The organism is Gilliamella sp. B3022, from assembly GCF_028751545.1.
In the GTDB taxonomy this organism is placed as follows: Bacteria; Pseudomonadota; Gammaproteobacteria; order Enterobacterales; family Orbaceae; genus Gilliamella.
In genome coordinates this window covers 1436708-1457963 of record NZ_CP071867.1, presented here as the reverse complement: position 1 = coordinate 1457963, position 21256 = coordinate 1436708, and the positions used below count along the sequence as shown (strand labels likewise).

Genomic DNA, 21256 nt, shown 5'->3' with positions numbered 1-21256 from the left:
TTGATACTCAAGATCAGTAAATTCTCTTTTTTAAAAATTTTGATAACAACAAAAAAATTAAGGTCAACAACAATGTTTTATCGTGTCATTATAAAGCCATATTGTGTTTAAAATATGCTCATGCTAATACCAAAAGCTTTTTAATCGACAACAATCATTAGATCTTATATTATTGATAATTATTATAAAACTTTATATTTTTGAGTCAATAACCTTAATAAGAAGTGCTGATTTTCGGTGAATTATTATATAAAATAGGATTAATGCTTCATCACTTAAAGAATGATGAAGCAAATTGTAAAATAGAAATGTATTTTTTATGTCTTCAATCTATACGTTAAAGAGTGGAAAATCGGATTGACCAGCAATCGATTTTAAATGTTGTTGTGCTGTAAGAATATTTTGTTTCCACTGATTATCTTTCGCCCACATTTCAATCACTAATGGCGCACAATAATCAATAGATTTAAGTGTGCTAAAAACCGCAGAAAAATCGACCTCACCTTCACCGATCACCAAATCTCTAAATTGACCTGGATAATTGGGTTTTACTTTATAGGTATCTTTTAAATGAATTTGCACAATATGATTACGGCTTAATAATAATTCAGTGCTAACATCATAATTCCAACCGGATATATTTCCCACATCAGGATAGGCCATAAAATAAGGTGAATTTATCTCAGCTTTTAAAATTTCAAACTTACTAAGTGAATTTAGATAGCTAGTATCCATAATTTCAACAGCTAACATCACACCAGCTTTTTCTGCCTGTTTTGCGCACCATTGCATACCTGCAACAAAGCGTTGATGTGTTTGTAAGTTAGCTTGCTCATAATAAACATCATATCCAGCAAGTTGGATAACTCTAACACCAAGTTTATAAGCAAGAGTAATTGCCTTACACATTATACTTTTAGCTTTCTCTCTGATCGTTTTATCATCAGAACCAAATGGATATTTACGATGTGCACTAAGACATATTGAATGAAAAAAAACACCATTATCTTCACAAAGATGACGCAATGCATAGATTTCCTCATCGGACCAATCAAGCCTAGATTGACGCTCATCGGATTCATCAATAGAAAGTTCTATAAAATCGAAATGTAAAGATTTTGCCTCTAACATTTTTTGCTGCCAAGAAAGTGTATTCGGTAGTGCTTTTTCATAAATACCCATACATGGAGTTTGTCTGGTTATATTCATTGTATTATTTGACATAATTTAGATCCGATATTATTAAGGTAAAACTTAACGGTCCATTTCGTGACTGTTAGGTCACTACTTACCAAAACTTAGCAATCTGCTCTCTTAAGTCTTGAGCAGTTTTTTGACCATTTTCGTTGGCTAAAGCTCGTCCAGCGATAAAAGCTTTAGTTTTAATACCTGCAAATAGATGAATATCTTCAGGTACAATGCCGCCAGTTATTGATAGTTCTAAATCTAGATCAGAAAGCTGTCGCATTTTAGTTAAATCTTCTTTACCCCAACCAATACCCGCTAATTCAGCATCACGAGAACGATGATAAATTGCCTGTTTGATCCCCAATTTTCTCCATGCTTTTGCATCATCGAAAGTCCAATGTCCATAAAGTTCGATTTGAATTTCACGGCCAAACTCATCAGCCACTTTTTTACAAGCTTCAATTGTTGCAATATGAGCAGCAGCTGAAACTGTTAACCAGTCGGCGCCCGCTGAAAACGCCATTTTTGCTAAAATGGCACCTCCATCAGTGGTTTTCAAATCACAAACTAGAATATGATTGGGATACTTTTCCCTTAAGATTTTCACACCATTAATACCTGATCCGAATGCAAGGATGGTTCCAACTTCAATAATATCTACAAATCCAGCTACGTTCTTGGCTACCGCTAAAGCTGTTTGTAATTCTGTTTGATCTAATGCAATTTGTAATTTTGGTTTAGTCATTTTATTCGTCCTCTTATAAATACTATTTTTGACCATAGTAAGCATGTGATCCATGCTTACGAAAATAGTGTTTATCCGATAAAGTTTGTTGAATTTTGATTGTTTTATTAAGTTGCCTTGTTGATAGTGCCATCATGGCTACCTCTTCAAGCACCACGGCATTATGTACGGCATCAGATGCATTTTTTCCCCAACAAAATGGAGCGTGTCCAGAAATAACAGCTGCTGGCATCGCCATAGGATCAATGTCTCTTCGTTTAAATTCTTCAATAATAACTAGACCGGTGTTTTTTTCGTAATCGGTACTGATTTCACTATCAGTTAAACGACGAGTACAAGGCACATCACCATAAAAATAGTCAGCATGTGTTGTACCCAAAGCTGGAACATCTAATTCTGCTTGAGCCCATACAGTTGCATAGCGAGAGTGTGTATGAACAATACCGCCAATATTTTCAAAAGCTTTATAAAGTTCTATATGGGTTGCGGTATCACTAGACGGATTTAATTTACCTTCAACAATTTCACCTGTTAATGACACCACAACAATATCATCAATTTTCATGTTGTTGTAATCGACGCCTGATGGTTTAATAGCAATAACATCTTTGGCTCGGTCGATCTCTGAAACATTCCCCCAAGTAAAAGTAACTAAATGGTATTTAGGCAAGGTTAAGTTAGCCTGCAATACTCTTTCTTTTAATGTTTGATACATAAAATTAGTCTCCCAATAAAGCGTTATCAATAACAGCATAAACATCTTCTTTGCTGTTACATGCTCTCAATTTATCCAGATCGATACCTGTTGGACTGTCTTCATCATCTAGTATTTGAGTGACTTCCATTAAACCTTGCATATGCTCATCTGAGGTGCTTCCCGCTAGGGTAACTAATACATCAACAGGTTGATCTTCACCTTCAAAGTAGACTGGCGTATTTAATGTTACTAAAGCAAAAGCAGTTCGATTTACCCCATCTTCCGGTCTGGCATGAGGCATAGCAAAATTTGGTGCAATAATAATGTAAGGTCCCATTTTTTTTACGCAGCTAATAATTGCATTATAATAAGAAGGGTTGATCGCTTTGGAAGCAACGAGCATATCGGTGCCTAATTTGATCGCCTCTTGCCAAGTTGATGCATCCGCTTTTAGTAAAATAGAGTTATTTTCAATTAATGATTCTTTCAATGCCATTGTTGTACTCCTTATTTAATCAATTCATTATTGAGCAAGCACTTTTCTAATAAGTTCAATAAGTTCTTCACCAAATGTATGCGGATTTAACATGTTTTGGACCCCCAAAGCATGTTGCCCTTCATTAACTTCAATTTCGTTAATTAAATGTTTCGATGCCACAATAATGTCTACATTAGGTAACCGTGACTTGTAATCTGTCACCGCGCAAGAATCCATGACATTGGCAATGCCTTTTTTATCTAAATAATTAGCTATTTTCATTTTCATCATCATTGAAGATCCTTGGCCGCTACCACATACAGCAAGGATTCGTACTGCTCGACCTTCGCTTATTGCCACTTCATCCATTTTTTCAACAACATTTTCATTAATATCTTGATGAATATTATTTTGTTCTGGTTCCATTTTTGTATTTGCTTCATCTTGGCGTAATTGTTTAGCGGTAAAGAACATATACACTAAAGCCAGAGCGATAATTAGATAAATAAATAAGTGAGAGAAAGATAAACCCTGTAAAATAGGTGGGAATAATATCGCCCAATCAGCCATCCCCATCCAAGAGTCAATTGGAGTGCCATTTTTTGCAAAGAGATGAATTACCCAAGCTGAACCAAATACCTCAATCATTCCCATTACAAAACAAATTTTCATAATGGCTTTCCAACCACCAAAGTGATTAGCAAATACCCCAATAGTTGCATTAGAGAAGAACATTGGTATAAAACCAGGAATAATCATAATGGGGGATTTAAATATAAGTAACAAACCAATTGCTAAAAACTGCCCTAATGCCCCCCAAATAAAGCCAAATACCATAGCATTCGGTGAAAAAGCATAAATGGCAGCACAATCAATGGCTAATACCGCATTAGGAATTAATTTTTCAGAAATACCTTTAAACGCTTCCGACAATTCAGCTACAAACATTCTGACCCCACCTACTATGATTTGTATAGCGACAGCGAACTTGAGACCCGTTTCTAGAATGTAGATTGTCCAATGAGTTGAACCTGCCATGGTTTGCAAATTGTCTAAACCAAATGAAAGAAGAATAATGCCAAAAAAGAACGTCATCACTATTGCTGTTGCGGCGATGCTATCATGAAAAATATGTAACCAGTTAGGTAATTTCAGATTATCAACTGAGTCATTTTTATTGCCTAATTTAGGTGCTAATTTAACTGCAATCCAAGAACCTAATTGTTGTTGATGACCAATCGAAAAACCTGCACCTCCAGTAACGGCTTCTGTAGGTTTAAACATCATATTCGAAAAAATTCCCCAATATAATGCGGTAATAATGGCAGAATAAATTATTGTTTCCCACATACCATAACCAAATAGAAAATAAAACAGGGTAATTAATCCTACTTGTTGGAACATGATATGCCCTGTTAGCATGATGGTGCGAATTCCCGTGATACGACGAAAAATGACCAAAAGGATATTAATAGCCAATGCGAGTAAGACAGCATAACCGACCCATGAGTAGTGATCACCCATACCATTTTCAACAGCAACCATTGAAGCGTAAGTATCAATGATAGATCCCTTAATACCATGATACTCCGCCAATTTGGCAATCACCGGCTTAAATGTTGAAACCAGTACATTAGAACCAACTTGTAACAACATAAAACCAACAATGGTCTTGATTGTTCCTTTCAAAATTGTGGTGATATCTTTGCGTAAAAGACAATAACCTAACATTGTTACCAAGCCGAGTAACAAAGGTGCCTTGGTCATGACTTGACTATAAAAAATATAAAATATGTTATAGATTACTTCCATATGCCCCTCTCATTGGTTATGGGCTCTTTTAAAATTTGAAGTTTATATCGTGCTTTCAAAGCAGTAATAAAACTTATCCTAATGCCCTTTTTATATAGTTATTCACTGTGGTGTGAATCTTTGAGCTAAATTAACCCTATACTTTGTTAAACAAATTAAGATTACTTGATTAACGCATGTTATATTCTATAATCAAAATAAATCACACAATGATTATTTGTGATTATTTTGATGGAGATCACTTTTCTATGGAATCCAAAATCATATCTGTGATCGACTTCACACAATAATGAAAAAAAACTGCAACAGCTTCAACATATACCTATAATTATCAATATATTAAATAAAACATGACGAATAAAAACAATAAGATAATTGACAATTTTAATAATGAAAATTATTATCAAAATAATCAAAAATGCTCAATTTAAATGAGGAATTTTAATGAATGAATTAACGCGACATAATGAAATCGTCGCATTGGTTAACGAAAAAGGTGAATTAAAAGTGACCGAATTAATCAGCCATTTTTGTATATCACCCGCTACCGCTAGAAGAGATATCACTAAATTAGATCAGGATGGTCGTGTCAAAAAAGTACGTAACGGCATTATTCGTCTTGAAGAACAAAAACCCATATGGGCTCCAATAGATAATAACAATACTGATCACTATCACGAAAAGGCTCGGATTGCGATTCGTGCGGCTAAGTTATGCGTCTGTGATGAAAATATAGTCATTAATTGTGGCTCAACAGCATTTTTATTGGGACGAGAACTTTGTGGAAAAAATGTATCCATCATCACTAATTATTTTCCTTTAGCATGTTATTTGATTGAACATGACCATGAAAACGTAATTATTATGGGTGGGTTATATAATAAAACACAAAATATCATACTTAATCCTATTGCAAGTATTACCGATTCTTATGCCGCAAAATGGATGTTTACAAGCGGAAAAACATTAACATCAACAGGACTTTATAAAAGCGAAATTTTAAGCGCTGTTGCTGAACAACAGATATTAGAAAAAGCAGAAAAATTAGTTGTAGTGGTTGATAGCTCAAAGATCGATACCAAAGCTAACTCCGGCATGCTTTTTTGCCCAATAAATAAAATTGATATTTTGATTACAGGGGTGCAAGCAAATAAGGAGGTAATTGAATGCATCAAAAAGCAAGGAGTTGAAGTGATATTAGTTTAACTATTAAATAAAAAAGGAACATAGAATGAGTAAAGTAAATGAAATTACCCGAGATTATTGGATTTTAAGCACTTTTCCTGAATGGGGAACATGGTTAAATGAAGAGATCGAAAACACCGTTGTGAAACCAAATACTTTCACCATGTGGTGGCTAGCTTGTACCGGAATTTGGTTAAAATCAGCAGGTAATACTAATATCTCTGTCGATTTTTGGTGTGGTACAGGAAAAAAAACACATGCTAACCCATTAATGAACAAACAGCATCAAATGATGCGTATGGGTGGCGTTCGTGAATTGCAACCTAATTTAAGAACCAGCCCATTTGTGTTAGATCCATTTGCAATTAAAGAAATTGATGCAGTAATGGCAACCCATGATCATGCCGATCATATTGATGTTAATGTTGCTGCGGCTGTAATTCAAAACTGCTCTTCAAAAGTGAAATTTATTGGTCCAAAAGCTTGCGTTGAGTTATGGAAAAGTTGGGGGGTACCTGAGGATCGTTGTATCGTTGCTAAAGTTGGTGAAACAATTGAAGTAGGTGATATTACAATTCGTGTGCTAGATTCTTTTGACAGAACGTCCCTCGTTACTTTACCAAAAGGGGTATCTTCTACCGACAAATCGATTTTAGACGGTATGAACGATCGTGCAGTTAATTATTTATTTGAAACATCAGGAGGATCACTTTACCATTCAGGAGATTCACATTACTCTAACTATTATGCTAAACATGGTAATAATTATAAAATTGATGTGGCATTACTTTCTTATGGCGAAAACCCTCGTGGTGTTACCGATAAAATGACTTCATCAGACATTTTGCGTGCGGCTGAGTCTCTTAATACTAAAGTGGTAATTCCATTCCATCATGATATTTGGTCAAATTTCCAAAGTGATCCTCGTGAAATTGAAGTTCTTTGGGAAATGAAAAAAGATCGTCTTGAATATCAATTTAAACCATTTTTCTGGCAAGTTGGAGGGAAATATACGTATCCTACAGATCAACATAAAATGCATTATCAACATTATCGAGGATTCAGAGATATCTTTACCGATGAACCAGAACTGCCTTATCGTTCATTCTTGTAAGGATAATAAAAATTATTTAAACCTATATACTTAATTGAATTTTGTAATATACCAATTTTAAAAAAAGTTTAGTAGATTAATTCCGTAAGTCTCTGGACCGATGATTATATCGGTCCATCATAATTGGCTAAATTCTATTAGATATTTATAATAGAATTTAGCCAATTTAACTGCATTTTTTACTGAAACGTTATGTTAACCTGAAACTTTTTGACAAAATTTTATTAACTCTACTAGCTATTATAAATCAATACGTTTAATAAAATGTTTTATCTTAAATCCCATTGCGATCAATGATGTAAAATAAACAACAATACCAGAAATAACTAATATCAATAGTCGCCCAATACGCATTAACATTGATCCGGTTGACCAATCGGGTGATAGTTGTGCACCAAACCATAAAACAACGGACATTAAAATAACAGCAATAATGACTTTAGATAAAAATTTATACCATCCTGGCTGTGGTTGATAGAGTTGTTTTTTTTGTAATTGCCAGAATAATAACGCCGCATTAAAACAAGCTGCAAGACCAATTGAGAGCGAAAGTCCAGCATGCTGTAATGGACCAATAAAAACAAGGTTCATCAGTTGCGTTAAAATTAAGGTAATAATCGCAATTTTGACGGGAGTTTTAATATCTTGCCGTGAATAAAAAGCAGGTGCTAATACTTTAATTAAAATCATGCCAAGTAAACCAATAGAGTAAGCAACCAATGCTCTCTGAGTCATTAATGCATCATGTAAGGTAAATTGTCCGTATTCGAATAAGGTTGATATAAGTGGGCGTGATATGACACCTAAAGCGACAGTACTTGGTAACGCTAAAAGAAAACAGAGCCGCAATCCCCAATCTAACAATTCTGAATATTGTTTATAATCACCTTTAGAAAAGCTTCTAGATAACGAAGGTAATAAAATGGTACCAAGGGCAACCCCTAGCACTCCAGCAGGAAACTCCATAAGTCGGTCGGCATAATACATCCACGATACCGAACCAGAAATAAGAAACGAAGCAAAAATCGTATTAATAATTAACGAAATTTGCCCAACAGATACCCCTAAAATAGCAGGAGCCATCTGTTTTAATACTCGCCAAACACCACTATCTTTAAAGCTAATTTTTGGTAATACCAACATACCAATTTTTTTTAAATAAGGGAGTTGATAAAGTAATTGTAAAATTCCCCCTATACCAACCGATACCGCTAGTGCTAATACTGGTGGATTAAAGTAAGGTGTTAGAAACAGCGTAAACATAATCATGCTAATATTGAGTAAGGTAGGTACAAACGCTGGGACTGAAAAACGATTCCAAGTATTTAATATTGCTCCAACCAATGAAGCGAGCGAAATGAAAAAAATATATGGGAAGGTAATACGTAACATGGTTGTAGCAAGTTCAAATTTTTCAGTAGACTCTTGCATGAACCCAGGTGCTGTTAACATAATAATAAAAGGTGCACAAATAACACCAATTAAGGTAATAATGGCTAATACTAAAGTTAATAAACCAGCAACATAAGCTACAAAAGTCCTTGTTGCCTCAATCCCTTGTTGATTCTTATATTCTGCTAAAATCGGCACAAAAGCTTGTGAAAATGCGCCCTCAGCAAAAATACGCCGCAATAAATTTGGTAGTTTAAAGGCAACAAAAAAGGCATCGGTAGCCATACCGGCACCAAAAAAGCGAGCAATGATGGCATCACGTATGAAACCTAATACTCGAGATACCATAGTCATGGAACTCACTGTAGCTAAAGATTTTAAAAGATTCATTTATATAATACAGAGTCAAAAACCGACAATAAGTGATAGTCTACAAACTATTGGTTTAAATCACCATGCTTTTTTTAATAAAAGAAGCTTTTGTGCACACCGTCAGTCTCAACGTGACGGATGACGACTTTAACAATCTTTTAATGAAATAAAGTGCATAAGTTCACCAATATTTTTATAGGCAAGTCGAATTATACGTCGATCATCAAAATTTACTTTTTTAATTTGATGCGCACACCATTTAGCGATTCGAGACATCACAAATAATGATGTATAAACTTCTTTAGGTACACCAATCATGTCATAAACAAAGCCAGAATAAAAATCAACATTAACACATACTAGTTTTCTAGTTCTAGCATTCTTTCGATTAACAACAGCATTAATTTCCCGTTTTTCAAGCCGAGTTAAGAAGTTCTATTCTTTTTTCTCGTCGTTTTCTTCTGTTAGTTCAAGTGCCATCTCTTTAAGTAATACGGATCAAGGGTCTGATACAGTATAAACTGCATAGCAAATCCCATCCATTAACTCTTTTTTACCCGACATTTGTTTATGTAATATACGTTATAAATAGTTGTCAATTTTGATCACATTCATACAGAATTCATTAATTGGAAAAGCGTCATTTAGGTCGCTACCTGTTTCATAGTATTCCGATCAAGTGCAAAATTAACATAATCTTCACCACGTTTATAATTTTTAAGCTCCTCTTCTTGAGCTAGATATGCATGAAGAATTTTTTGTGGATTGTGCTGTTAGATATATTTAATTAAATCAATATCGAAAACGATAATACTCCCACTGTTTGTATTATAATATTTCCTTATGCGTTACGTTTAATCATTTTGAATATTTATATTTTTTTATGATTCAATCTATTACTAAAAATTGTTATGCAATTACATTGTTAATAACAGTAACAGTAACAGTAACAGTAACAGTAACAGTAACGGTAAATGGTTAATTTGAAAAAAGAGCATTAATAAGGCTATATTAAAAAACATGGATCAAGATGCATTTCAAAGATATTTTAAAAATAACAAGTTATAGTAATGATGGAAGTGTTTAAATTAGATAAAAAAATAGTATAAAACTTAACTGATACTTGGTTTACCTACCATATTGATATGTGCTAAATTGTCGGTCCGAACAACATATATACTTTTTTTATGAATCAAACTATAAACTCGTCACCGATAAGAACCGGTGGCTTTTTAAACACTATAGAACGAATTGGAAACAAAATCCCCGACGTCACTACACTTTTTTTCTTTGCTTTGATTATCTGTTTTGTTGCTTCATTATTACTTTCATTTTTGAGCTTCGATTTTATAAATCCGGTAACTAAAGAAAAACTAGTAGTCATTAATATGCTAGCACCTGATCATTTAGTAAATTTTTTTACTAAAATGGTACCCAATTTTGTAAATTTTCCACCATTAGGCATTACTATTGTTGCCACATTAGGTATAGGGATTGCAGAAAGCAGTGGCTATATTAATATATTACTTAAAAAATTATTGGCTATAACCCCAAAAACATTAGTTACACCCTCTGTTATCTTTGTCAGTATGATTTGTCATATTGCGGCTGACTCTGCTTATGTTATTTTAATGCCTGTTTCGGCAATGATGTTTTATGCAACAGGTCGTCATCCTTTAGCAGGGATAGCTGCCTCATTTGCGGGATTAGCAGGTGGTTTTAGCTCAAGTTATACGCCATCAATCATCGATCCAATTATGCAAGGTTTTACCCAAAGTGCGGCACAAATTATCGATCCATCTTATCAAGTTAATGTTTTATGTAACTATTTTTTAAGTTTTGGTGGTACATTCTTTGTATTAATTGCTTGTTGGTTTATAACGGATAAAATTGTTGAACCTCGCTTAAAAGCAACTATGCCACTAAATAACGATCTTGAACTTAATAAGTTAGCTAATTCACCCACTGTTACGTCTTTAGAAAATCGTGCTTTTAAAATAGCTTCTGGTGTTTTTTTGATTATTGCTATTGGGTTAATATTATTATTGTTACCGGAAAATTCTTTACTGCGTGCATCTGATGGTAGTTTAACCAGTAATCAAGCACCTATTATGCAAATCATCGTACCTTTATTATTTGTTTTTTTTGCTGTTCCTGGTTTAATCCATGGAGTAATCACAGGCGCATTTAAATCATCACGAGATATTGTTCAATCAATGGAAAAGATTACTAAATCCCTTATTTCTTTTATTGTTTTTGCATTCTTTTGCGCGCAGTTTTTATATATATTCTCACATTCACAAATTGGAACATTGATTGCCATTGGTGGGGCTGAATTTTTAAAAGCCTTACATTTGCCATCGGTCGTCACTATTTTTGGCGTGATCATTTTAACAAGTCTGTTAAATGTTTTAATTACTTCTGCTTCGTCAAAATGGGCTATTTTAGCGCCAATTTTTGTTCCTATGCTCATGTCTGTTGGTATCTCACCAGAATTAACACAAGCTGCCTATCGTATTAGTTCGGCAGTAAATGTTAGTACACCAATGTTTGCTTTCTATCCTTTAATTATTGCCTATTGTCAGCAGTATTGTAAAAATACTGGAGTAGGTACTTTAAGTTCAATGATGATCCCATATACCGCAGGCTTACTTATTGCCTTAACAATTAATTTATTGCTATTTTGGTTACTAGGACTGCCTATCGGCTTTGATAGTGGTTATGTTTATCCACCAGTAAATAATTAGTCATCGATAAAGAGTTACAATAATATGAATATTACAGAACAATTAGTTGAACGTTTTTTACGTTACGTTAGTGTACCAAGTCAAAGTGCGGTTGGTTGCGCACTTGTTCCTTCTACGCCAGGGCAAACACAATTAGCCAATTTACTCAAACAAGAGTTAATTGATCTCAATCTACAAGAAGTTCATCTTGATGAGCATAGTATTGTAACTGCTAAGTTACCTGGCAATAATTTAAAAGCACCTAAAATTGGTTACGTTGCTCACCTTGATACAGTTGATGTTGCCTTATCAGATAAAATTAACCCACAGCGAGTCACCTTTACTGGTGAAGATATTTTGTTGAATAAAGATAAAAATATTTGGTTTAAAATCACTGAGCATCCTGAATTGAATAAATACATTAATGAAGAATTAATTGTTACTGATGGTACAAGTGTGCTTGGTGCAGATAATAAAGCGGCAATTGCTGTAATTATGACGATGTTAGATCAATTACAAAAGCAAAATTGTACCTATGGCGATATTTATGTTGCTTTTGTACCAGATGAAGAAGTCGGTTTAAACGGTGCGAAAAAACTTGATTTAAATCGTTTTAAACCTGATTTTGCTTACACAATTGACTGTTGTGAATTAGGTGAAGTTGTTTATGAAACATTTAATGCAGGATCTGCAACTATTGAGATTGAAGGCGTATCTGCCCATCCCATGTCAGCTAAAAATGTTTTAATTAACCCTATTGGTATTGCTAACGATATTATTAACTGTTTTGATAGTTTCGAAACACCTGAACATACTGAAGGTAAAGAAGGTTATTTCTGGTTTAACGATATTATTGGTAACCAAAGAACAACAACATTAAAACTAAGCATCCGAGACTTTGATTTAGCTAAGTACGAAGCACGTAAAACTTATATCCAAGAGGTGATAAGTTTTATGAGTTGTAAATATCCAAGAGCAAAAATTGACTGTCAAATAACTGATACTTATAGCAATATAGCTAATTATTTAGGAGAAGACAAGCGTTCAATTGATCTAATTTATCAATCATTTGAGCAATTGAATATTAAAGCAAATACAATTGCAATGCGTGGAGGAACAGACGGTTCTGCGCTATCAGCAAGAGGTCTGACCACGCCAAACTATTTTACTGGCGCACATAACTTTCATTCATGTTTTGAGTTTTTACCTTTATCATCATTTTTAAAGTCATTTGAAGTAACAATGAAAATTATTGAATTAGCTGCTAAGGTTTAAAAATAATGAAAAAAGAGGGAATGCTATTCCCTCTTTACTGTCTTAATATGCCATTAAATTTTTTTAATACACAAATAGTTGAAGTTACGACTTTCCAACCTTAAAAACATTGATTAAGTATCATAATTTATAACTTGCAGTGAGTATGAAGGCTCGCGGTGTACTGGGCATACTACTTGAACGCCAATACTCTTTATTTAATAAATTAGTTATCGCTAAAGTCAAATTAATAGATTGAGTTTGATAACCCATTGCAACGTTCCATGATGCATAACCAGGCCGTTTAATCTGATTGTTATCATCATTAAACATTGAACCCTTATAGTTCATTTCTAGCTCAGTAACCCAATTTTCATGAGGTATGAAACGTATACCCAAATAACCACTATGCTTAGCTGTATTAGATAAATATTTGCCTTTGTTAACTGGTGTTTTTTATCTTTATGAACTTTTGCTTGCTGATAGCCAATACCACTATTAATGTACCAATTATTAATCAATTTTCCGATTGCACTTAATTCTATACCTTAGCTTCTATCATTACCTCTAATTTGCCAATTATAAGGAGCGTTGACTGCATCAGGTTGATAACGAATATTATAAAGCTCAAGGTTATAAAATGCGATTTGAGAAGAGAGCCTATCATTAATCCAATCACTTTTGAGTCCAACTTCATATTGACGAGAATATTGCAGCTTTTCATCATAAACAGCCTTGGAATCTGTCGCAATAGTGATTAAACCTCGACCTCCGTATGGGGAAAAACTTTTACTATAAGATACATAAAAACTTTGTGATTCTATTGGCTGCCAAATTCATCCGATTCGAGGACTTAAAGAGTGGCCATCCTATGACCGATTTCGATAATTCAATTTATTAGCCTTACGGAAAAACCTCCTATTTTGACACCTTCATCTCGCATATCATAGGTTGCATCTACTTCAGGTAATTTATTTACTATGATACTCAGATCATTTTGCCCATATATTTCCTCTTGTTGAAGAGAAAATGAGTTTATAGTTTGAGGAATATCCTTTATATCAAAGAATGTTTTAGTTGCAATTGATGGTTTTTTTATTCTCTGATCATTATTATCCTTAATCTTAGCGACAACTTTCATAGTTTCAATATCATCTTTAACTTTTTCTTGAGCGTCAACAATAAAAGCACTAGAGCTTAATAAGCAAGGTAAGAGTACTTGATTAACTAATTTCATTATTTTTCCTATTATTTGTTGTATTATGTGAGAAATACTAAAACAACAATAATGATTATTATTTGCACATAAAACTTAATTTATTTTTCAGCTCTGTAAAATAGATTTTCAATTATATCCTATTGAAATACTTTAATATTATTAAAAATAGGTAATATGAATTTATTAGGAAATACCTTTGTAATAATAAATATTTTTATTGAAAATAATTTTTTAGAATTAAGAAAAGATGAATAAAGATGGTAGGATCTAAGTTTGATAATTAAACGATTTTTGTACTTAACCTATTTAAAATCAACAATAGATATTGTCCAATATTCGTTAAAAAAGTTGACTAAAGTTAATTTTTTTATCAATTTAAGTATATCAAGTCAGAACTGTTTTAGTGTTTTAGTGTTTTAGTGTTTTAGTGTTTTAGTGTTTTAAGAAAACATAGAGGAAGTGGTGGGTCGTGAGCGATTCGAACGCTCGACAAACGGATTAAAAGTCCGCTGCTCTACCGACTGAGCTAACAACCCATATTGAATAAAATCTCTGTGCTTAACAACTAACGTTACAAGCGATTTCGGGTTGCTATAATACTTATAATTACTAAGCAGCGCAACCCTTTTATTCGTATTTTTTCTCAATAGCTGTTTATTTATACATTTTATTTGAGTGATGCTAATTTTTGCTTCGCAAGGTCAACAATTTTTTTATCTTTAGAATATTTACTTATAACTTGTTGAAAAACAGTTTTAGCATTTTTTTTATCATCTTTATCCAATAGTATAATTCCTACTTTATAAAGGCTATCTGCAGCTTTGGAAGAAGATGGATAATTTTTTACAACAGTAGCATAATAAAATGAAGCTTCATCTTTCTTTCCTTCTTTATAATAAAGTTGACCTAACCAATAATTAGCATTGGCCAAATAAGTTGATTTAGGATAATTTTTTATAAACTTTTGAAAGGCAACTATAGAATCAGCATTTTGTTTATCATCATTAACAAATTGTACGATAAAGTTATAATCAGTTTTATCATTACCAGAATTTGTCCAATTTGATAAATCAGATGGGGGGTGATCATTATTAGGTGAAGTAGGTAAAGTTATATCATCGCCTAATGAATTAGGATTAGAAGATAATCCTGAACCACCAGCCAGTTGCTGAAGAATCATTTTTTGACGTTCTATAGTCTGATTAAGTTGGTATTGAGTTTCTTCTAATTGACCACGAAGTGTATCAACATCTGCTTGTAATTCACTAATTTTCTGTTGACTTTCAACTAGTAATTGTCCTTGTGCTTGAATTGTTCTTTCTAACTCTGAACTCCCTGCAACACAACCATAACTGTTAAATAGAAGATATAAGAACAATATCAGTGCTTTTTTATGCATATTATTATACTCGGTGTAAACTTGAAAAAAAACGGCTGTATAAAACAGCCGTTAAATAAACTAATTAGAAACCAGAATATGTTATGACTGCACGACGATTTTTAGAATAAGCTTGTTCGTCATGCCCTAATACAGCTGGTTTTTCTTTACCGTAAGATACGATGTCCATTTGTCCGCCGGAAACACCATTACCTTGTAGATATGATTTAACTGCATTCGCGCGACGTTCACCTAATGCAATATTATATTCTGGAGTACCGCGTTCATCAGCATGACCTTCGATTACGACTTTAACACCTGAATTTGCACGCATGAAAACTGCATGAGTATCTAATAATGTTGCATATTCTTGTTTAACGTTGTATTTATCAAAATCAAAATATACAATATTCATTTGTTGTAATTTACGAACTTGTTCTAAAACTTTTTGTGATGCAGAAATACTTGTAGTTCCGCTTTCGTTGGTAGAGGTATTGTTTGATGAACATGCAGTAACTGCCATTAATGGAAAAGCGACTGCAGCTACTTTAAGAAAGTTAGAAAATTGCATTGTATTAACTCCTTTGTGTTTTAAAAATATTACTTATAAATTTTATCTTTTACTAATTATAAAAATAACACAATTTATCAATTAGAAATAATAGCGCTATATATTATAACGCCATTACATTTTGTACAATTTTAATATTCAGAATATAGCATAAATTTCAATCCCTTATTTATAAATAGGGCGACCAGGCAGGGAATTTTACTTGTCCATCAGTTGCAGGTAACTTAGCCTTGAAATTACCATCGGTTGAAACAAGATTCAAAATTGTACCTAATCCTTGAGTTGAGCTATAAATAATCATAGTTCCATTAGGTGCAATACTGGGTGTTTCATCCAAAAATGAATCCGTCAATCGTTGATAAGTATTTGTTTCTATGTCATATCGTGTAATATGCTGTTCACCGTTATTTGTCGAAATCATTGCAATAAAAGAACCATCAGGAGCAACACGAGCATTCTGATTTTGTGTATTATCCCATGTTAAACGTTGTGGAGTTCCGCCATTGATATTAATGGTGTATAGTTGAGGACGACCAGCTTGATCCGACGTATAAACAATTGTTTGGCTATCTGGCATCCATGATGGTTCAGTATCATTACTACGCCCTGACGTAATTTGAGTTAATTTTTTTGAACTCAAATCCATAGTATACAAATTTAGACTTCCATCTTTGGATAATGCAAAAGCTAATTTACTTCCATCTGGAGAAAAAGCAGGGGCACCATTATGTTTTGGAAAAGCAGCAATTGTTTGAACAGCACCAGTTTCTAATGATTTTACAACTAATGATGAACGACCGCCTTCAAAAGTTACATAAGCAAGTTTTTTGCCATCTGGTGACCATGTAGGTGACATTAATGGTTCTTTAGAACGGTGGACAGTCATTTGGTCATATCCATCATAATCAGACACTCTTAATTCGTGTGAAAAAAGCCCTCTATTCGTTTTAACTACATAAGCAATACGTGTTCTAAAAGCACCTTTTATACCTGTTAGTGATTCAAAAATTTCATCACTAGCTGTATGAGCTGCATAACGAATCCAACGTTTATCAATAGAATACTGATTTTGTACTAAAACTGCACCAGGTCGCGTTACTGTATCAATTAATTGATAATTAATTAAGTATTTTCCCGAAGCATCAGGTTGAATCGTGCCTACAACTACAGCAGAAACACCAATTTGATCCCAAACAGCAGGAGTAACTTCTGAAGGAGCTGTTGGCTTTTGTGGCATATTATTAACATCAATAGGGTTAAATTTACCACTGTTGCGTAAATCGGAAGCAATAATATCTTCAATATTTTGTGGGGGCACACCAGATCCTGTCCACTTAAAAGGTACAACAGCTATTGGTTTGGCAGAACTGACGCCATCAGTGATAATAATGCGAACATCTGCATTAGAAATCATTGTGTAAAATAACACAAATAAAGTTATCAAAAAGCGACAAGCAAATTTGATCATCTTAAATTCCTTAATAAAAGCGAAATAAATTGCATTAAAATAAATGCAAATTAGAAATAACGCGATTGAAATATCTTTGAACTTTAATAGTCTACCACTAATTAATTAGCGCTACATATTAAACTTTATAAAAGATAAATACTTTAATGCTATCAAAAGATATCCGATATCACGTAACAAGTCTAGCCACTTCAAAGCAAAAACGTTTCAAATATTTACTTCTTTGCTACATTTCAATAATTAGCTTCTCAGTTAGTAAACACTAATTAATTGAAAAATTGGTATGTATACTTATCAGAATTAATGAAGTTTTAAAAATGAATATAGATGTTTTTTTACAAAGTTTAACTTACATCTATTATTTTAAATAGTTAATAACATAAAAATAAATTGTTCATTATTTTTGGCATTGTTCACAAAAGAAAGTATTACGTTGTCCAATTTTTTGTGATTTTATTTCCGCATTACAAATATGGCATTTTTCACCATCTCTACCATAAACTTGAAGTTTTTGTGTAAAATAGCCCGGTTTTCCATCCGATTGCAGAAAATCTTTAAGCGTAGTACCGCCTTGTGCAATTGATTTAGTTAGCACTTGCTTAATGGCTTTAACTAATCTCTCAAATTCCTCAAATGTTATAGTATGGACTTTTCGAATAGGATTAATTTTTGCCATAAATAATGATTCTGAAGCATAAATATTACCAACACCAACCACAATGTGATTATCCATAATCCAACTTTTAATGGGAGTATGTCGATTTTTTGCTTTTTCAAACAAATAATTTGCTGAAAATTTATCACTTAAAGGCTCTGGTCCCAAATGTTGCAATTGAAATACTTCATCGAGTGAATTAGCCCAGAGCCAAGATCCAAAACGCCTTGGGTCCGTGTAACGTAATATCACACCATTTTCTAAAACCAGATCAATATGGTCATGCTTTTCAGCGTTTTGATAATTTTTTAAAATACGTAAACTACCTGACATGCCTAAATGAACAACAATCCAGTTACAAGACAACTGTAACAATAAATATTTAGCGCGTCTTTGTATATCTAATATAACTTGTCCTTGTGCATGTGTAATCGCATTATCAACAGGCCAACGCAACTTAGGTTGTCGAACAATTATTTGTTTAATCGTCTGACCTTTTAAATGAGGTAAAATACCACGACGACTTGTTTCAACTTCTGGTAATTCAGGCATATAATCTTACTTAATTATTTAACATTTCAGAAATCCAAGATGGTGCTGATTTATCAGACACCGACTGATTACTACCGTAACACAAACTTTGTGGATTAGCAGTCCATACTGGTAAAGTACGAACCCCACTTCCAACACATTGCCACTGACCATTACTATCAATTGGGACCATAAAAATATTTTGTGGTATAGGAAGTACTAATGTCTTAGGTGGATTATTTTGTAAATATTCACTATAAATTTTAAGTGCACCCGTTGCTCCCGTTAATTTCATAGGAGAATGATCATCAAGACCAATCCAGATAACGGCAACATTTTTACCATCAACTCCAGTAAACCAACTATCTCTTGAATCGTTACTTGTTCCAGTCTTAGCTGCAAGCTTAAATGGTCCATATTTGACTTTTAATGAGCGCGATGTACCTGATTCTACAACTTGCTGCATTGCATAAGTTGTTAAATAAGCGGACTGAGCTGATACGGCTTGTAATTGTTGAGGATAACTTTGATAAACCAATTTTCCTTTATCTGTTAAAACATATCGAAGAATAGTCAATGGCGAACGTTGACCATTATTAGTAATAGTTTGAAACATTTGTGCAGTTTCTAATGGCGTTAATTCTAAAGCTCCAAGTAATCTTGATGGTAAATTAGGTATGCGATCTGCTGGTACACCTAATGCTTCTAAAGTATTTTTACTTGCATCAAGCCCTAATTCCATACCTAAATTAACAGTTGGAACGTTAAGTGAAAGCGCTAAAGCATCCACTAACATAACACGATCACGAAATTTTCGATCAAAATTTTTCGGTTGCCAATAACTTCCATTATCGACTTTAATTGATAACGGATTATCATTAAGCCAACTATTAAGTTGATAATTGTCTGGTTGACCTAAAGCAGTCAAATAAGTTGAAGGTTTAGCTAAGGAACCTATAGATCGTCTTGTTAACCATGCTCGATTATAACCAGGATAACGTGGTTCAGCACTACCGATTATTACCCGAATTTCACCTGTTTCTCGACTAACAATAACCATTGCGGTTTGCAAATCTTTGTTAGTGGATTTACGTAATGCCTCTATTTGGTTAGTTACTGCTTGTTCAGCAGCAGCCTGAGCAACAGGATCAAAAGTAGTAAAGATCTTCATTCCTGAAAGATGATCAGCTTTATCCCCTAACTGCTTTCTCAGTTCACTACGTACAACTTGCATAAATGCAGGTTGAGGGGAAATAACCCCTCCTTTAGGTAATACAGAAAGTGGGCGTTGACTTAATAAGCTATACAACTCATCATCAATGATACCTTGTTGTTGAATAAGTTTTAAAACAATATTGCGACGTTCAAGAACTTGCTTTGGTTGTGTCCAAGGATTATAAAGTGATGCGCCTTTTACCATACCAACTAAAACTGCTTGCTGATCCAAAGTAAGTTCATTTACTGGGCGTCCAAAATAATACAAACTAGCTAATGGAAAACCATGAATCTCTTCACTACCAGCTTGTCCAAAATAGACTTCATTGAGATATAATTCTAATATTCTTTCCTTGCTATATCTAGCATCTAAAATCAAAGCCATATAAGCTTCACGGATCTTCCTACTTAAGCTACGTTCATTAGTCAAAAAGAGATTTTTTACTGTCTGTTGTGTTAAGGTGCTGCCACCTTCTGTACGACCTGTCGTTAAATTAACAAAAATTGCCCGTCCAATAGAATATAAACTCACTCCATAATGATTGTAAAAACGCTTATCTTCAGTGGCTATTAATGTTTGTATGAGTGAATCGGGGAATTCTTTTAATGGTACAAACAATCGCTGCTCACCATTAGGAGAATGCAGCATAGTAATTAATTTAGGATCAATTCGAAGTAACCCAAAATCACGGCCAGTATCTAAATTAGTAATACGATCAATACGATTTTCATAAAATGATATTTTGACACGAAATGCTTGTTCTTCACCATCAGGAAAAGTAAAAGGTCGACGATAAATTTCTACTGTATCGTTACTAACAATGAACTCCCCAGGACGAGTAGCTTTAGTGTCTTGCTGGCGATATTGAGCCCCTACTAACATAGTTACTACATCACTTAAACTGTATTCACTATCTGGCTCAAGATCGATAATTTGACCATAAACTGCAGCAGGTAGCTCCCAAACATTACCATCAATACGTTCTTTGATTTGCTGGTCAAGATAGATACCATAAATTATAGCTACAGCGGCAAAAACAAGAAATAGTTTAAACAAAAGCGACCAAAGTCGTCGCCATACAGTCTTTTTCTTAACCTTTTTAGAAGATCGTTTTTTGGTTGTTTTTGTTGATTTATTCAAGCTGCACCTAACATTTATTATTCAATAAAAATTACTCTTATAATAGCATAATTTTTTAAAGATACCCTGACCTTCTTTTTTGTTAAGAAGTTTCAGGAAATGGGTACGTTTTAAT

The 21256-nt window shown here is 33.5% G+C and carries 18 protein-coding genes, 1 tRNA gene and 1 pseudogene; 4 read left to right on the top strand and 16 right to left on the bottom strand.

Annotated features, from left to right (window positions below; translation table 11 throughout):
• Positions 1–330: 330 nt before the first annotated feature.
• The 5 genes from J4T76_RS06585 to J4T76_RS06565 all read right to left on the bottom strand — a co-directional run bounded on the left by J4T76_RS06585 (position 331) and on the right by J4T76_RS06565 (position 4875).
• The gene (locus tag J4T76_RS06585; RefSeq protein ID WP_416380341.1) at positions 331–1209 is read right to left on the bottom strand and encodes an L-ribulose-5-phosphate 3-epimerase; all 879 of its coding nucleotides are present in this window, start codon (positions 1207–1209) and stop codon (positions 331–333) included.
• 79 nt (positions 1210–1288) lie between these two features.
• Positions 1289–1933: a 3-keto-L-gulonate-6-phosphate decarboxylase UlaD gene (locus J4T76_RS06580; RefSeq protein WP_267340094.1), complete on the bottom strand. Its 645-nt coding sequence runs from the start codon at positions 1931–1933 to the stop codon at positions 1289–1291.
• Positions 1934–1955: 22 nt separating this feature from the next.
• A complete protein-coding gene (locus J4T76_RS06575; RefSeq protein WP_267340095.1) occupies positions 1956–2648 on the bottom strand; it encodes an L-ribulose-5-phosphate 4-epimerase in 693 nt (230 codons plus the stop codon).
• 4 nt (positions 2649–2652) lie between these two features.
• On the bottom strand, positions 2653–3126 hold the full coding sequence (locus J4T76_RS06570) for a PTS sugar transporter subunit IIA (protein ID WP_267340097.1): 474 nt from the start codon (positions 3124–3126) through the stop codon (positions 2653–2655).
• Positions 3127–3153: 27 nt separating this feature from the next.
• Positions 3154–4875, bottom strand: a complete 1722-nt coding sequence (locus J4T76_RS06565) for a PTS ascorbate-specific subunit IIBC (RefSeq protein ID WP_416380774.1) — start codon at positions 4873–4875, stop codon at positions 3154–3156.
• Between the two features lie 489 nt (positions 4876–5364).
• Between J4T76_RS06565 and ulaR the strand changes: the two genes are divergently transcribed.
• Entirely contained in the window at positions 5365–6126 is a 762-nt protein-coding gene (gene ulaR, locus J4T76_RS06560) for an HTH-type transcriptional regulator UlaR (protein WP_267340100.1), read from the top strand.
• 25 nt (positions 6127–6151) lie between these two features.
• Positions 6152–7219 (top strand): L-ascorbate 6-phosphate lactonase, encoded by a 1068-nt coding sequence (ulaG, locus tag J4T76_RS06555; protein WP_267340102.1) that lies wholly within the window; start codon positions 6152–6154, stop codon positions 7217–7219.
• A 240-nt stretch (positions 7220–7459) separates the two neighbouring features.
• Here ulaG and murJ read toward each other — a convergent pair whose 3' ends face one another.
• Both murJ and J4T76_RS06545 read right to left on the bottom strand, forming a co-directional pair.
• Entirely contained in the window at positions 7460–9001 is a 1542-nt protein-coding gene (murJ, locus tag J4T76_RS06550; RefSeq protein WP_267340104.1) for a murein biosynthesis integral membrane protein MurJ, read from the bottom strand.
• 129 nt (positions 9002–9130) lie between these two features.
• Positions 9131–9388 carry a citrate/2-methylcitrate synthase gene (locus J4T76_RS06545; RefSeq protein WP_267340151.1) on the bottom strand — a complete coding sequence of 86 codons (258 nt, stop codon included), beginning with the start codon at positions 9386–9388 and terminating at the stop codon, positions 9131–9133.
• A 782-nt stretch (positions 9389–10170) separates the two neighbouring features.
• On the opposite strand from J4T76_RS06545, the gene J4T76_RS06540 reads away from it, so the two are divergent.
• Together J4T76_RS06540 and pepT are read left to right on the top strand one after the other, a co-directional pair.
• A complete protein-coding gene (locus tag J4T76_RS06540) occupies positions 10171–11730 on the top strand; it encodes an AbgT family transporter (protein ID WP_267340106.1) in 1560 nt (519 codons plus the stop codon).
• A gap of 24 nt (positions 11731–11754) precedes the next feature.
• Entirely contained in the window at positions 11755–12984 is a 1230-nt protein-coding gene (pepT, locus tag J4T76_RS06535) for a peptidase T (protein ID WP_267340107.1), read from the top strand.
• Positions 12985–13104: 120 nt separating this feature from the next.
• Here pepT and J4T76_RS06530 read toward each other — a convergent pair whose 3' ends face one another.
• The 9 genes and pseudogenes from J4T76_RS06530 to mrcB form a co-directional block, all read right to left on the bottom strand.
• Positions 13105–13362: a hypothetical protein gene (locus J4T76_RS06530; RefSeq protein ID WP_443135216.1), complete on the bottom strand. Its 258-nt coding sequence runs from the start codon at positions 13360–13362 to the stop codon at positions 13105–13107.
• Between the two features lie 149 nt (positions 13363–13511).
• Positions 13512–13787 (bottom strand): hypothetical protein, encoded by a 276-nt coding sequence (locus tag J4T76_RS11870; RefSeq protein ID WP_416380339.1) that lies wholly within the window; start codon positions 13785–13787, stop codon positions 13512–13514.
• Between the two features lie 65 nt (positions 13788–13852).
• Positions 13853–14200 (bottom strand): hypothetical protein, encoded by a 348-nt coding sequence (locus tag J4T76_RS06525; RefSeq protein WP_267345439.1) that lies wholly within the window; start codon positions 14198–14200, stop codon positions 13853–13855.
• A gap of 442 nt (positions 14201–14642) precedes the next feature.
• A tRNA-Lys gene (locus J4T76_RS06520) sits at positions 14643–14718 on the bottom strand.
• Positions 14719–14849: 131 nt separating this feature from the next.
• Entirely contained in the window at positions 14850–15581 is a 732-nt protein-coding gene (gene ybgF / locus J4T76_RS06515) for a tol-pal system protein YbgF (protein WP_267345441.1), read from the bottom strand.
• A 64-nt stretch (positions 15582–15645) separates the two neighbouring features.
• Positions 15646–16131, bottom strand: coding sequence for a peptidoglycan-associated lipoprotein Pal (gene pal, locus J4T76_RS06510; protein WP_267340123.1), 486 nt, complete (start codon positions 16129–16131; stop codon positions 15646–15648).
• Between the two features lie 169 nt (positions 16132–16300).
• Positions 16301–17596 (bottom strand): Tol-Pal system beta propeller repeat protein TolB, encoded by a 1296-nt coding sequence (gene tolB / locus J4T76_RS06505; protein ID WP_416380257.1) that lies wholly within the window; start codon positions 17594–17596, stop codon positions 16301–16303.
• Positions 17597–17996: 400 nt separating this feature from the next.
• Entirely contained in the window at positions 17997–18806 is an 810-nt protein-coding gene (gene mutM, locus J4T76_RS06500; protein WP_267345443.1) for a bifunctional DNA-formamidopyrimidine glycosylase/DNA-(apurinic or apyrimidinic site) lyase, read from the bottom strand.
• A gap of 10 nt (positions 18807–18816) precedes the next feature.
• A pseudogene (gene mrcB / locus J4T76_RS06495) lies at positions 18817–21117 on the bottom strand (bifunctional glycosyl transferase/transpeptidase); the annotation flags it as partial.
• Between the last annotated feature and the right edge of the window lie 139 nt (positions 21118–21256).

Excerpts from the sequence above, each read along its gene's own strand:
- J4T76_RS06585 (WP_416380341.1), bottom strand. The coding sequence starts at position 1,209 with ATGAATATAACCAGACAAACTCCATGTATGGGTATTTATGAAAAAGCA.
- J4T76_RS06580 (WP_267340094.1), bottom strand. The coding sequence starts at position 1,933 with ATGACTAAACCAAAATTACAAATTGCATTAGATCAAACAGAATTACAA.
- J4T76_RS06575 (WP_267340095.1), bottom strand. The coding sequence starts at position 2,648 with ATGTATCAAACATTAAAAGAAAGAGTATTGCAGGCTAACTTAACCTTG.
- J4T76_RS06570 (WP_267340097.1), bottom strand. The coding sequence starts at position 3,126 with ATGGCATTGAAAGAATCATTAATTGAAAATAACTCTATTTTACTAAAA.
- J4T76_RS06565 (WP_416380774.1), bottom strand. The coding sequence starts at position 4,875 with ATGACCAAGGCACCTTTGTTACTCGGCTTGGTAACAATGTTAGGTTAT.
- ulaR (WP_267340100.1), top strand. The coding sequence starts at position 5,365 with ATGAATGAATTAACGCGACATAATGAAATCGTCGCATTGGTTAACGAA.
- ulaG (WP_267340102.1), top strand. The coding sequence starts at position 6,152 with ATGAGTAAAGTAAATGAAATTACCCGAGATTATTGGATTTTAAGCACT.
- murJ (WP_267340104.1), bottom strand. The coding sequence starts at position 9,001 with ATGAATCTTTTAAAATCTTTAGCTACAGTGAGTTCCATGACTATGGTA.
- J4T76_RS06540 (WP_267340106.1), top strand. The coding sequence starts at position 10,171 with ATGAATCAAACTATAAACTCGTCACCGATAAGAACCGGTGGCTTTTTA.
- pepT (WP_267340107.1), top strand. The coding sequence starts at position 11,755 with ATGAATATTACAGAACAATTAGTTGAACGTTTTTTACGTTACGTTAGT.
- J4T76_RS06525 (WP_267345439.1), bottom strand. The coding sequence starts at position 14,200 with ATGAAATTAGTTAATCAAGTACTCTTACCTTGCTTATTAAGCTCTAGT.
- ybgF (WP_267345441.1), bottom strand. The coding sequence starts at position 15,581 with ATGCATAAAAAAGCACTGATATTGTTCTTATATCTTCTATTTAACAGT.
- pal (WP_267340123.1), bottom strand. The coding sequence starts at position 16,131 with ATGCAATTTTCTAACTTTCTTAAAGTAGCTGCAGTCGCTTTTCCATTA.
- mutM (WP_267345443.1), bottom strand. The coding sequence starts at position 18,806 with ATGCCTGAATTACCAGAAGTTGAAACAAGTCGTCGTGGTATTTTACCT.